We start from the raw sequence: 12,602 nt of genomic DNA on the forward strand, positions 1-12,602 counted from the left end.
CACCATAAGAGCCCGTCCGATAAGGGTCTGAGGCGGGGTTGAGTGGCCGGGATGGCGATGATTCCAGGCGGGTGCTGAAGCCTGACCTTGGAAGCGCCATGTGGACCCCGACCACCCGGCGGCAGCATAGCCGCACGGGCCTTCGCTATGAAACCGACCTGACCGACGCCGAGTGGGCGGTGATCGCGCCACTGATGCCGAGGCCGGCGCCCTGTGGTCGGCCTCCGCTCTGGACGACACGGAAGGTCCTGAACGCCATCTTCTGCGTTCTGAGAGGTGGGATCTCCTGGCGGTTGATCCCCAAGGATCTGCCGCCGCGTTCGACGACGTTCGGCTACTTCAGCCGCTGGCGCGACACCGGCTTGTTCTGCCGGATCAACCACCACCTCGTCATGGCTGATCGCGAGCGTGTCGGACGGGAAGCCTCGCCGTCTGCAGCAGTGCTCGACAGCCAGACCGTCAAAACGATGGATAGCGGCGGGCCGCGCGGCTACGACGCTGGCAAGAAGGTCAAAGGCCGCAAGCGCCAGGCGCTGGTCGACACGGACGGGCGTGCGCTCGTCCTCGATCCGCAGCCTGCCGACGTACAGGACCGGGACGGAGCCGTTCCGGTCCTGCGCCTGTCGCGCCGGACCTTCCCGTTCATCGCCAAGGCCTTCGCCGACGCCGGCTATGCCGGCGACAAGCCAGCGAGCGCGACGAACATCGCCGTCGACATCGTGCGCAAGCCGCCGGATCAGGTTGGCTTTGCTGTTCATCCACGCCGGTGGGTCGTTGAGAGGTTCTTCGCCTGGATCAGCCGCAACCGACGCCTCTGGAAGGATCCGGAAGCGACACTCGCCTCCGCACGAGCCTTCCTCTACGCCGCAGCCGTCATGATCCTCGTCCGACGCCTCGCCCGATCAACCTGACTTCTCGGACGGACTCTAAGAGAACATGGCCCTATAGGCCTCGCGGTCGCACAAACGGGTTTTCAGTACCGGGATCGCGCGCTCGTCAAAGCTCTGCAAGATATGCTTGAGGGTGTGGGGCATGATCGCGGGGTTCGTGCGTGAGATCAACACCGTGTAGGGAATGGCCTTCCCCCCGCGCTTCTCCGTGCGCTTTATAAGCCCAATCTGACGAGCAGCCTGCGAGGCATCGAACTGCGAGCCCTGCACGGGGATTACTACTAGATCAGACATCGAAATTGCGTGGCTGACCATGAGGCTAGCTAAGCCCTCCAGATCTACGATCACGAATGCGGTGATGCTGGCCGCCTCCTCAATTTTATCCATGATTGTCTCTTCCGTCGCGCCGCCCACAACCTGAAGGCTGGCGGGCAGACCCGGCAGCTGCGCCCACTCCTGAACGAACTGATTGGGATCGGCGTCGATGATGGTGACGGTCGCCCCCTGCTCCGCCAGCATGCCTGCGAGGATGCAGGCAGCTGAACCGCACCCCGTTTTGACCGGACAGGCAGCATAGCTCACGAAGGCATAGGCGTTGGCCTATGGGTAAGGCTATGTCATCCGATCCGACCACCCCGCCGGTGCACGGCGAGATCCTGACCGGCGTTCAGCGTCGCCGTCGCTGGTCCACCACCGAGAAGATCCGCCTCGTTGAGGAGAGTCAGCAGCCCGGCTCGTCCGTGTCGTTCGTCGCCCGCCGCTATGGCATTTCGCCCAGCCTGCTGTTCTCGTGGAAGCGGCGCATGCTGGAGGGCGGCCATCAGGCCGTGCACGCCGACGAGGAGGTCGTCGGAACCAGCCGGGTTCGCGAGCTGGAGCGGCGCGTGCGCGACCTCGAACGCCTGCTCGGGCGCAAGACAATGGAGGTCGAGATCCTGAAGGAGGCGCTCGACCTCGCGCGCGCAAAAAAACCGACCTCGCCGCTCACCTCCTGGAGCGGTTCGACGGGCGGTTCGCGGTGAAGGCGGTCGCCGACACGCTCGGTGTGGCCCGCTCCCACCTGGCCGAGCGCCTAAGCCGCCCCGCCCAGCCGCGCGGTCCCTACCGCAAGCCCGAGGATGCGCTGCTGTTGCCGACGATCCGCACGGTCGTCGATGCCCGCCCGAGTTACGGCTATCGCCGCGTCACCGCGCTGGTGAACCGTGTGCTGCACTCGCGCGGCGAGGCGAGCGTCAATGCCAAGCGGGTGCTGCGCATCCTGCGGGCGAATGGGCTCACCCTCGCGCCACACACCGCCCGCCGTCCCGGCCGAACCCATGACGGCATCGTAGTGGCGTTGCGCTCGAACGTGCGCTGGTGCTCGGACCACCTCGAACTGCGCTGCCGGGACGGTGCGATCGTCCGCGTGCTGTTCGCCATCGACGCTTGCGACCGCGAGATCATGGCATGGTCCGCGATCACGGCAGGCGTCTCGGCCGAGATGGTCTGCAACCTGATGATCGCCTGCTGCGAGCGCCGGTTCGGCGCGACGAAGACCCCGCACCCGGTCGAGTGGCTGTCCGACAACGGCGCCGCTTACATCGCCAAGGAGACAGCGCAGACGGCCGCCGCGCTTGGTCTACGGCTGCTGTTCACCCCGGTGCGCTCGCCGCAGAGCAACGGCATCGCGGAGGCGTTCGTGAAGACGCTCAAGCGCGACTATGCCCGCTTGGCGATCTTGGCCGACGCCGAGACCGTGATGCGGCTTCTGCCGGCTTGGTTCGAGGACTACAACACGATCCACCCGCACTCCAGCCTGCGCATGCTCTCACCCCGAGAGTTCCTCAGCCGGACTGCCTAAACCCACCCCGCTGCCTGTCCGGGCAAACAGGGTGCACTCCAGCAGCTGTAGTTTTGCCGGCACCCCCCTTGGGCGATGAGAATGTGATGACAGGCGTAGACACCTCGTTGGAAGCTGTCTGGCTTCGGGAAGCTACCGGACGGCTGTTAGGTGCCGGGAAGCTGTCGGAAAGCTATCCGGTTCCGGGAAGCTGCCAGCTAAGCGGTAAGCATCACGTTAACCTAGCAACGCCTGTTTGGCACCAGAAAGCTGTCGGATAGCTGATGGCTTTCGGAAAGCTGTCTGACCCCTCTGGTGTGTTTGGCTGAACACCAATCGGAGGGCTGCCCAAGGTTCGACTACGGGAACCAGACAGCTGTCAGGAAGCTGTCTGGTTCCTAGGAAGCGTCAAAAATCTTGGCCGTCCGTTCTATAAGGTGAACGAGGCCTGTCCCTCGGCTCAATCGGGGGGAGCTTTTGGCGGAGACGCTATGCACCAACTCCAAGGCCGTCGTGGCATTAGTCCCCACTAGCCGCATATCCTCGTCTTGCAGAGCGGCATGCGCGGTACGTTCATCGAACGACGTGAGGCGGCTGTCAAAATATGGGGTGGCTCGGGACGGCAAGAAGAACGTCATCAGCCACCCGCAACTTTGACTTAGCCGTGTCGCCCGGCCGACATGGGTAGTCCCAGCCATGCTCGCCTCGGCGAGTCGTGAGCCGGCCATTCAGGAGAGCAACCGCCGCAGTAGGACCCTGAAAAGCCAACGGGCCCCCCGTCGCCAAACGAGGAGCCCGTCGAAAATCGAAATGGCCTGTGAGGCCGCTGACACTCCCTCACAAGCCATGAAGACGCCCCTGGCGTCAAGCGGGAACGCCAATTCCCGCGACGATACCGGCTTGTCTTGAACGGAGCGCACAGCCTGCGCCGCCGAACGTCCCCCTGTGGCCCTGTGGATAAGGGCCGAGACACGTGTTTGCAGAGGAGATCCGCCGCGCGATCGAAGCGGCCACCCAACTCACCTTGCCCCAGGTGACGGCGCTGCTCTGGCGCGCTTATGGGGAGGGGAGGGTCACTGAGGCCGAGGCCGAGGTGCTGTCTGGCCTGATCGAGACACGCACCGAGGCGCCAACTGCTCGGCGGCTTACTCTGGCCGCGCCAGGAACCTCTAAGTCGGGCGATATCCAAGCCGCTCAGGATAACACAGCATCTGCCAGGCCGCTGTCGTCAGGCGCTGACCCGCCGTCGCATCCAGCACCGCATCGCCCGGCGCGGGATCGAGAGCAGCCAGCGGCTGGGACGGCACAGATGGGTCGTCGATCGGACCCTGGCGTGGTTCGCCCAGTTCCGTCGCCTCGCCATTCGCTACGAGCGACGGGCCGACATCCATCTCGCCTTCTCGACGCTGGCCGCAGCCCTCATCATCTGGCGCTTCATCGAACGATGGCTTTGTTAGGCGCTCTAAGAGGCTGAAAGGTTGTCTGCGCGGCACGGTGGCGCGGACCATCCGGGGCCTCCGGGCGTCACACGGCAGAGCACGAACTCCTTCGCGCCGACGGATTAGAGAGCCTATCTAGCTGCTGCTGGCTGCAACGCAGTCTGATTGGATGCCGCTCTGGATGCACGGTAGTCGCGCAGGGGCAGACCGCCTTGCCCAAGGTCCCCGATCTCGTGCTCGTGGAAGATGACGGTCGTATCCTCGCGCGGCTTGCCCATTACGTCAAAAAGCAAGTCCGCGATGCCCTTGTAGACGGCGGCTTTCTGCTCATCTGTGGTGCGGTCTGCGCCCGGACTGGTCCCTTCGCGGGTCACGAGAACATTCACGATTGGCATGTGGCTCTCCAAGACAAACGGGGGGGCGCCAGGTGCGCTCCCCCTGCATGGATCAGCGGCCGGCGATCAGACCGCCGTCGACGTGGAGGATCTCGCCGGTGGTGAAGGCAGCGTCCTCAAGATAGAGCACGGCGCGAACGATGTCCTCAATCGCGCCCACCTTGTTCATGGGATGGAAGGCGGCCAAGGCATCGTAGTTCTCCGGCGAGTGCATCGGCGTCATGATGACACCGGGTGCGACCGCGTTCACGCGGATGCCGCGCTTGACATACTCGATGGCCAAGCTCTTCGTGGCCGAGTTCATCCCGCCCTTGGTCAGCATGGCGATGAAAGCGGGCGAAAGCGAACTGGCGAATTCAGCCGTTGACGCCGTGATCTGCACGACGTGGCCGCTGCCCTGCTGGAGCATCACCGGGATGACCTGCTGGGTCGTGAAGAAGAAGCCGTCGAGGTTGGTTCTCAGCTTCAGCCGGTAGTCCTCCTCGGTGTACTCGGTGAACGGCTTGCCGATGAAGATGCCTGCGTTGTTCACCAGGGTGTCCACGCGGCCGAACCTCTCCAGCGCCGCCGCAACCAGCCGCTTGCCCGTCTCGGGGTCGCCGATGTCGCCGGCGACCGTCACCAGGTCCGGCTCGGTCGAGGGCTGGATCGAGCGCGACGTCGCGACGACGCCGTAACCGCGAGCCCGGAAGCCCTGCACGATGCCCTCGCCGAGCCCCTGCGAGGCCCCGGTGACGATGGCAACCTTCTTGACGTCCGACATGGCTGTATTTCCTCGGTGGCCGAGTGCGGGGCCGCCTTGCCCGCCAGCATGTACGGCGCTGACGTCAGCCAAAGAATTCGCTATTTTCGATCAATGGCTGATAAAAAACGCACAGAACTCGATTGGCAAGACGTGCGAGTTTTCCTGGCGCTCGCGCGGCATGGCAGCTTGTCCGCGGCGGCCCGAACGCTCTGCGTGAACCACGGGACGGTTTCACGGAGGCTCCGCTCCCTCGAAGAGAGCCTGGGCGAGAAGCTCGTCGAGCGACGGTCCGAGGGGTATGTCCTGACGCCGGTGGGTACGCACGCGCTTGAAGCGGCCAGCGACATGGAACAGGCGGCCGAGATCCTCGCTCGCGGCGCCGTGGATGGAGGCCTGAGCGGTCTGGTGCGGATCAACGCATCGCCTGCGATGTCGAACGGCTTCCTCGCCCCGCGCCTCGCTACGTTGGCCTCCCGCTATCCCAGGCTCAATATCGACCTGGCGGCCAACCATCGCTCCGTCAGCCTGGAGCGCCATCAGGCGGACCTCGCGGTCCGCTTCGGACGACCAGTCGATGGCGACGTGGTCGCGCGTCCCCTCACGACCGTCGGCTACGGCTTCTACGGCACGGAGGAAGCCTGCCGTTTGGTCGAGACGGGCCGCAATCCGGTTTTCATCGGGTTCGATGAGGCAGATGCGTATTTGCCCGAGGCGGCCTGGATGACGCACCATTTCCCACGCGCGCGTATAGCCTTCCGAGCGCACGATCAATTCGCACAATCAATCGCCGCGCGCTCGGGTGCCGGGCTTGTGCTTCTTCCCCACTACATCGGGCGTAACGACCCGCTCTTGCGCATCACCGCGTTCGGGCCTGTACCGCCGAGCAAGGATGTCTTCCTGCTCACGCGCAGTCGCGACAGAAAGGACCCGCGGATCCGCACCGTCGGCGATGAATTAACCAATATGTTTGAGCAAGATCGTAGTCTGTTTCTATGAACCCCTCTTGAAGCCTCGACGCGTAGGCACGGACTAGTCGCTAAACAATAACGGCTGGCATAGTTGAGCCGCGATATCTTTAGGACTCTGAGCAGGAAGGTCTTGATGGTGCGATTTGATTTGACAAATGCGGCGTGAGCGGCGATCGAACCGCTTCTGCCGACTAATGTGTGCGGCAACATGCGCGTGGACGACCTGTGGGAGCTGAATGGCACGGACCTTCCCGTTCATCATCAAAGCTTTCGCCAACGCGGGCTATGCCCGCGACAAGCCAGCAATTGCGATGGTCAACGCCGTCGAGATCGTACGTAAACCGCCGGATCAGGTCCGCTATGCTGTTCATCCCGGCCGTTGAGTCGTTGAACGGTTCTTTGGATAGATCAGCCGCAACCGACGCCTCTAGAAGGATCCGAAAGCGACCCTCGCCTCCGCCAATGCTTTCCTCCATGCCGCAACCGTCATGATCCTTGTCAGACGCCTCGCCTAATCCACCTGACTTCTCGGACGGACTCTCCGGCTTTTTCCAATGCGAATAAACTTTTTTGAAACTCTATTTATCGCGATTCGTGAGTGACCGCCAATAAGAAAATATATCCGGCGCCCCATTCAGTCTTGATAACATTTGTACTACTTGAAAACAGCTGAAACTTGCGTCTGAGCCTTAGGACTGTTACATCAATACTGCGGTCAGATACATCCTCGTGAACGCGGGTCCACTGAATCAGAGTTTCTCGACTAAGAGGCCGCTGCGGCGCATCTAGAAAGGCCAGAAGAAGAGTATATTCTCTGCTACTCAAAGAAACTTCATTGCCGGTAGATCCGATCACGCGGCGCCTGAGTCGATCTAACTTCCATTCCCCGAAATAGCTGTATCGCCGTTTTTTGTTATCTGCTGTAATTGCAGTATTAAGATCGTATTTCGCGCTTGCAGATCGCCGGAGAATGACGCGAATGCGCGCCAATAATTCTCTTGGACTGTATGGTTTTATTATAAAGTCGTCAGCTCCAGCCTCCAGAGTCGAAATCTTTTCGTCTTCATCAACATGGTAGCGATTGGTCACTATGACCGGAAGCTTGAAATCCCGCAGAGTTTTAATTACCACATCGAGTTTGCAACGAGACGCTGAAGTAAGATCCAAAACTATTAAATCTAGCACAAGTCCTGATGACACTCTGCGGGCGGTGGCTGTGTCCGCTACTGCAACCAAATCGACATCGTAATCAGCAAAATGCTTTGCCACTTGTTGCCGGATGTCGAGATCTTCATCAATGAGCAAAAGCTTCATGGTCCTTCCAGGAATTTGTTGGGTCGTTTGCCGTACCACGCATCAAAACTCAGGCTGGGTTCAGTTCTGTGTCAAATCTAAAAAAATAGGACTTATACTGATTGAATTTCGGCCAAAATATCGCGTTAATTGAAAGCTAAATCATTCTGAAGGTCTTTACTCATTGGGGACTAATTATTGAGTGTCCGCTTATATTAAATCTGACTATTTTGGCTGCGAAACCGCGGATCTGGTAGTTAAGTTTCTTTCATGCAGGGAATTGGGATCGCGCTCACACTAAAAATCGAAAGGAAGCGCCGATTTATTCTTCTGGGTTGACTGAATTTGCGGGAATAAGAATAAGATCTCCTAGCTCTGCGCCGAACATGAGGAAGATACACTCAGGTCCATAGGCTGCCCAATGGCGACGTGGTCGCCCGGCGCAAATCGGGCGAGCAGCGCACGGCTTGTTCCGGTAAATCGGCGAACTTCAATCGCTGGCTGGCGCTTTCGGAAGGGCTCACGTCGATAAGCGCTCGGCAATCTGGCCAAAATTCAGCTGCTGCTCGAGGTGCTTCACCTACCGTTCGGTCGAGGACGGCTTCGATCGGTCGACCGGTGTAGGCTATGGCCGTGGTTGGCCAAACCCGCGTTTTCATGTGCTAAACCCTTGTAGCGCAGCGTCCGTTGAATGGCTTCTGCCATGTCTAGCCAGCCTCGCCCTTAGATCCGAAACATACGGTCTGATTCGAACTATGTCTGCTGACGAATCCGTGAACAAAGTTGGCGTCGAGCTGCGCCTTGGTCCCGTCTCATGCCTCGTGCTTGGGATGATCGGCCTGCGGGGCCCTTCGACCCCATACGATCTGAAAAAAGCGGCGGAACGCTCAGTCAGCTACTTCTGGCCGTTTCCGCATTCGCAGCTTTATGGAGAGCCGGAACGGCTGGCAAAAGCTGGGCTGCTTTCACGGGAAGACGAATATGGCGGACGTCGCCGGAAACGCTACGCATTGACAGAAGCTGGACGAAAAACGCTCGTGACTTGGTTGCAGGTGCCGCCGGACGATATTTTTGAAATGCACGATATGGCAGTGTTACAGCTCTTCTTCGGTGAGTTCATGACGGAGCAAGAATTGTCGGCGCTTGCGCGTAAGCAGGCGAATTTATATCGCAGCCGTTTAGAAACTTACGCCTCAATCGAGGTCGCGAACGGTAAGCGTATTGACCGGACACGTCGGATGGCACCTCTGCGGCTCGGGATAAGACTGGCTGAGGCATGCCGGGACTTCTGGGATGAAATTGCCGACGACCCGCCTCCGTGAATGCCCAAGTCTTAGCGCGGCGGATTGGTATCAGACGGCGGCCCGAGTGACCTTGCCATTTGTAACGGTCATTGGCGAGCAAAGCCGGCCGTCGTGGCTTCCAAACGCTCTTAGAGCCGCTCCCGATCGGGTCGGGACGGGGCGATGGACATATCGGTGCCCGAGGAGGCGCAAGTCCCCTTTCTGATGCGGAAAAGGTGTGCTCTCGCAGTGAGCCGTTCGTTCGTGCATTGCTCATGGTGACACGTGCAGATGGGGCTAGCCTCGCGCCGGAGCGGCGCACGTTGACGAGGGTCCTTCGCATCACGGGCCGCATGCAGGAGTGGCGGTTCGGGAACATTCGCGGTATCTTCGAAGAGCCGCGAGGTGCCCACGCAATGGCCGCCATATCTTGCTACGGCTTCGCATCGGCTCCGCATCGACGCATTCGCGCAACGCGGACCCGTGGTCTTGGGACTGGAAGACACGAACAGGCAGATCAACCGCGACGTTTTCCGGACTTAGAGCACCATCCGAGCGTGATGAAACGCCTGGCGAGGTGAAGGGTTGGTCGGCGAAGGAGAGCGCCGATGTCCTCAGCCCTGTCCGTCGATCTGCGTCAGCGCGTGGTCGGTGCCATCGCGGCCGGCGCCTCCCGGCACAAAGCTGCCGAACGCTTTGGGGTCAGCCTGGCGAGCGCCAGTCGGTGGTGTGAGCGCTTCACCCGTGAGGGCCACGTCGCGCCCAAGCCGATGGGCGGCGATCAGCGCTCGCACCAGATCGAGGCCCAGGCGGACCTGATCGTCTCCCTCTACGAGGCGCAGCCCGGCATCTACCTGCACGAACTCCATGCGGCTCTGGCCGAGCACGGCATCTGCGTGGCTCAGAGTAGCCTCTCGCGCTTCTTCAAGCGCCACGGCATCTCGCGAAAAAAACGACAGGCCACGCGGCCGAGCAGGACCGGGAGGACGTGAGAGCTGCGCGCGAGGCGTGGTTCGAGGGCCAACTCGACCTCGACCCGGATCGCCTCGTGTTCATCGACGAGACCGCAGTCAACACCGCCATGGCCCGGCGCTACGGGCGCGCTCCACGGGGCGAACGCTGCCGGATGAGCGTGCCGCAGGGCCATTGGAAAACAACCACCGTCACGGCGGGTCTGCGCACCAGCGGCATCACCGCACCCTGGCTGCTGGACGGTGCCATGAACGGACAGGCCTTCCGCACCTACGTGGCCGACGTGCTCGCTCCAACGCTCCAGCCCGGCGACACGGTCGTCATGGACAACCTGCCGGCTCACAAGGTCAGCGGCGTCCGCGAGCGGATCGAGGCGGTGGGAGCCCGGCTGCTCTACCTCCCGGCCTACTCGCCCGACTTCAACCTGATCGAGATGGCCTTTGCGAAGCTGAAGGCGTTGCTGCGCTGCGCCGCGGCGCGAACCATCCCAGACCTCTGGGACACCATACACCGCAGCCTAACCCGCTTAGCGCCAGCTGAATGTCGAGCCTACCTTGCCGCTGCAGGATACGATGCAATCTGATCGGATGCCGCTCTAGGTCGAGAGCGCGCTCGTGCCCGAACTCGCTTCCAGCGCGTTGTCGTCATAGACGGCCTTGGCGGCCACAAACCGTCGGCCGTGCGTGCGGCCATCGAGGCAGCCGGCGCCCGGGCTGCTCTTCCTTCCGCCCTCCTCGTCCGACTTCAAGCCGATCGAGATGGCCTTCTCAAAGCTCTAGGCGCTCCTGCGCAAGGCAGCCGAGCGTACCATCGAGGGATTGTGAGCAGCCATCGGTCGGCTCGTCGACACCATCACGTCAGATGATAGTGCCAATTTCTTTGCGGTCGCAGAATACGATCTCGATCAAATCGAAAATGGTCTTGACGAATAAATTTTGGAAGCAGAACCGTAAACGTCCTTTTGTGGCTTTCATTTAGGTTTGCCAGGATTTTACCTTGCTTACCAATAGAGTTGTAGTCGGAATTCAGCAATGTTCGCCTTGATGTTTCTGTGACTAGCGGGCGGCGAGCCGTCGACCTTCGCAAGGATGTAGTCGGCCATGAGACGGATGTTCCTGTCTGGATACCAATTCAAGCCGGCGGTCCAGTCATGCTCGACCCCGCCCCTTACGCTGCCGTCACTGAGGTTCAGCATGCTATAGCGGGCTGCCAGTTCGAACACGCCCACGCCGCCTCGAGTCACCCGTTCCGCTTCGCCGACTTGAACGCCCTTGAAGATCGCCAGATCTGCGCCGTAATTGGTATTAACTGTGTATCGGCGCCCCTTTCCATTGATGATCCAGGCGCCCTCGAGGTAGCCACTCCCGAAGCTTGCCCTCGCGAGGCCGTCGCTCCGCCCGACGTCGGCTCGGATGTACTCTCCTTGAATGCGGAGTGGCCCATTTTGATAAGCCACCTCGGCCCCAAGTCGCGCTAGATTGGCCGCATCACGGATTGTGCTCGTATTGATGAGCGAGCTTTGGAAAACGAAGGCCTCGGGCTTAGTGGAGAAAGAGAGACCGCGGCCGGTTTCATCGTAGGAGCGGAAGCTACCGGCGACACCGAAGTGCAAGACTTCAGTGTCGTTCAAAATTGGTGCATAGGTTGCCCGCATAGTTCCAGCAACGCCGCCGAGTTCAATCCCAGTGTTTATGTTACCCGCGAACACCCCCCCGGTCAGTGTCCAGCGATCACCGTAGGTTGCGATAGCGAAGCCTGTGTTGCGAGCCGGGACAAGTGCGTCAGGCAGGGCACGCTCAACAAAGGTCGTATTGTTGTCGCTGATCAGCTGCTGAAGGCTGAACGGCTCCTTGAAATTACCTAGCGAAATCACCAGCCCATCAATGCCGTGATAGGCGATAGCTGCATCGTTGATCGGTGTGCGGTCGGTGTTGAGGTCGTATTGAAAGGCGAGATCGATAACGTTGTTGGCGGAGAGGTAAGTCTCAACCCAAGCGCGCCGGACTTCGATGTTGGAGCCGAACCCATTGGCTAAGCGCGGTCTGGTACCGCCGATAGCGGGATCGAGCTGCAGCCGCCCGCCGACGCGGAGCCGAACTGCATCGTCCGGCGACGTCACCGTGATACCTCTCTCGTCGAGAGTCACGCCCGATATGCCAAGATCGACCTGTGCGAAGTGCGGCAGCGAAGGGGCAGGTGCTTCAATCTCCGCCGCCAATCCAGGATGGACGGAGCCTACCAACCCAGCAAGGCCGATCGTTGCAGGGGTCAACCGGCTGCAGTTGCTAAGAAATATATAGTACATGTTAATATTCGACCAGGGAAGCGTGTGACGGACTATCTAGCTTCGCATCCGCGAAGTCATCTCTCATCAGTCGTGTAGCTGCTTTGCCCGGCTCGCGGTGGCTTGAAAGTAACAGTCCACGTACAGATCAAGGGCAAAGGCGTCGAGGTTCGTGAGCGGACTTCCTGTCTGAGCGGCAGGCCGGGCTATCGTGGCTAACGAGCCGTGAGCCTTGTAGAATTGGCTTTTTGCGAAACGCATTGACTTGCTCGGCAGTGTTGAAAGAGGGGCTCGTTCGCTAGCACGGCCGATCCTCGCAATACGGGACGGACCGCCCTAGCACTTGCCGAGCCTTGATTGCGCTACATCGAATGCCGCGAGAGGTGCAGACATGGCCAACATGCAACTCAGCTGCGATGTAATCGTTTATTTCCTGTCCGCGGACCTGAATGTTTGCAACGACCATGAGCATGCTGCGGACGATGGCATCGGCTTTGGCCCGTGCAGCGGCGAA

At 60.7% G+C, this 12,602-nt stretch carries 10 protein-coding genes and 3 pseudogenes; 8 read left to right on the forward strand and 5 right to left on the reverse strand.

Annotated elements, in window-relative coordinates; all coding sequences use genetic code 11:
• The first annotated feature begins 98 nt into the window (after positions 1-98).
• Complete coding sequence (locus ABIE45_RS31250) at positions 99-911, forward strand: IS5 family transposase (protein ID WP_192711632.1); 813 nt, start codon at positions 99-101, stop codon at positions 909-911.
• 15 nt (positions 912-926) lie between these two features.
• Here the strand turns inward: ABIE45_RS31250 and ABIE45_RS31255 are convergent, their stop codons facing one another.
• Positions 927-1,472, reverse strand: a complete 546-nt coding sequence (locus tag ABIE45_RS31255) for a ParA family protein (protein ID WP_192711624.1) — start codon at positions 1,470-1,472, stop codon at positions 927-929.
• A gap of 20 nt (positions 1,473-1,492) precedes the next feature.
• Here ABIE45_RS31255 and ABIE45_RS31260 point away from each other — a divergent pair.
• Together ABIE45_RS31260 and ABIE45_RS31265 are read left to right on the forward strand one after the other, a co-directional pair.
• Positions 1,493-2,730, forward strand: a protein-coding gene (locus ABIE45_RS31260) for an IS3 family transposase (protein ID WP_192711625.1) whose coding sequence is annotated in 2 segments (ribosomal slippage) — positions 1,493-1,853 and positions 1,853-2,730 — 1,239 coding nt in all. Because the reading frame shifts where the segments join, the coding sequence is not laid out codon by codon here.
• A gap of 1,202 nt (positions 2,731-3,932) precedes the next feature.
• Positions 3,933-4,166 (forward strand): annotated as a pseudogene (locus tag ABIE45_RS31265) (IS5/IS1182 family transposase); the annotation flags it as partial.
• Positions 4,167-4,279: 113 nt separating this feature from the next.
• Here the strand turns inward: ABIE45_RS31265 and ABIE45_RS31270 are convergent.
• Both ABIE45_RS31270 and ABIE45_RS31275 read right to left on the reverse strand, forming a co-directional pair.
• Positions 4,280-4,543, reverse strand: a complete 264-nt coding sequence (locus tag ABIE45_RS31270; protein WP_192711626.1) for a 4-oxalocrotonate tautomerase family protein — start codon at positions 4,541-4,543, stop codon at positions 4,280-4,282.
• Between the two features lie 52 nt (positions 4,544-4,595).
• A complete protein-coding gene (locus ABIE45_RS31275) occupies positions 4,596-5,306 on the reverse strand; it encodes an SDR family oxidoreductase (protein WP_192711627.1) in 711 nt (236 codons plus the stop codon).
• 36 nt (positions 5,307-5,342) lie between these two features.
• Between ABIE45_RS31275 and ABIE45_RS31280 the strand changes: the two genes are divergently transcribed.
• Complete coding sequence (locus ABIE45_RS31280; protein ID WP_373622936.1) at positions 5,343-6,284, forward strand: LysR family transcriptional regulator; 942 nt, start codon at positions 5,343-5,345, stop codon at positions 6,282-6,284.
• Positions 6,285-6,498: 214 nt separating this feature from the next.
• A pseudogene (locus tag ABIE45_RS31285) lies at positions 6,499-6,771 on the forward strand (IS5/IS1182 family transposase); the annotation flags it as partial.
• Between the two features lie 67 nt (positions 6,772-6,838).
• Here the strand turns inward: ABIE45_RS31285 and ABIE45_RS31290 are convergent.
• A complete protein-coding gene (locus ABIE45_RS31290; protein WP_192711628.1) occupies positions 6,839-7,570 on the reverse strand; it encodes a winged helix-turn-helix domain-containing protein in 732 nt (243 codons plus the stop codon).
• Positions 7,571-8,304: 734 nt separating this feature from the next.
• Between ABIE45_RS31290 and ABIE45_RS31295 the strand changes: the two genes are divergently transcribed.
• The 3 genes and pseudogenes from ABIE45_RS31295 to ABIE45_RS31305 all read left to right on the forward strand — a co-directional run.
• Positions 8,305-8,871, forward strand: a complete 567-nt coding sequence (locus ABIE45_RS31295; protein WP_192711629.1) for a helix-turn-helix transcriptional regulator — start codon at positions 8,305-8,307, stop codon at positions 8,869-8,871.
• A 569-nt stretch (positions 8,872-9,440) separates the two neighbouring features.
• Positions 9,441-10,387 (forward strand): IS630 family transposase gene (locus ABIE45_RS31300; protein WP_373622937.1). Its coding sequence is split into 2 segments (ribosomal slippage): positions 9,441-9,789 and positions 9,789-10,387, totalling 948 coding nucleotides; the frame shifts between segments, so codons are not numbered across the junction.
• Positions 10,388-10,441: 54 nt separating this feature from the next.
• Positions 10,442-10,736 (forward strand): annotated as a pseudogene (locus tag ABIE45_RS31305) (transposase); the annotation flags it as partial.
• A 68-nt stretch (positions 10,737-10,804) separates the two neighbouring features.
• On the opposite strand, the gene ABIE45_RS31310 reads toward ABIE45_RS31305, so the two are convergent.
• The gene (locus ABIE45_RS31310) at positions 10,805-12,076 is read right to left on the reverse strand and encodes an OprO/OprP family phosphate-selective porin (RefSeq protein WP_373622938.1); all 1,272 of its coding nucleotides are present in this window, start codon (positions 12,074-12,076) and stop codon (positions 10,805-10,807) included.
• Between the last annotated feature and the right edge of the window lie 526 nt (positions 12,077-12,602).

Origin of the sequence: Methylobacterium sp. OAE515 (genome assembly GCF_041806315.1) — a bacterium.
In the GTDB taxonomy this organism is placed as follows: domain Bacteria; phylum Pseudomonadota; class Alphaproteobacteria; order Rhizobiales; family Beijerinckiaceae; genus Methylobacterium; species Methylobacterium tardum.

What these genes read in the sequence shown, in the direction of transcription:
- ABIE45_RS31250 (WP_192711632.1), top strand. Translation starts at nt 99, where the DNA reads ATGTGGACCCCGACCACCCGGCGGCAGCATAGCCGCACGGGCCTTCGC.
- ABIE45_RS31275 (WP_192711627.1), bottom strand. Translation starts at nt 5,306, where the DNA reads ATGTCGGACGTCAAGAAGGTTGCCATCGTCACCGGGGCCTCGCAGGGG.
- ABIE45_RS31295 (WP_192711629.1), top strand. Translation starts at nt 8,305, where the DNA reads ATGTCTGCTGACGAATCCGTGAACAAAGTTGGCGTCGAGCTGCGCCTT.
- ABIE45_RS31290 (WP_192711628.1), bottom strand. Translation starts at nt 7,570, where the DNA reads ATGAAGCTTTTGCTCATTGATGAAGATCTCGACATCCGGCAACAAGTG.
- ABIE45_RS31270 (WP_192711626.1), bottom strand. Translation starts at nt 4,543, where the DNA reads ATGCCAATCGTGAATGTTCTCGTGACCCGCGAAGGGACCAGTCCGGGC.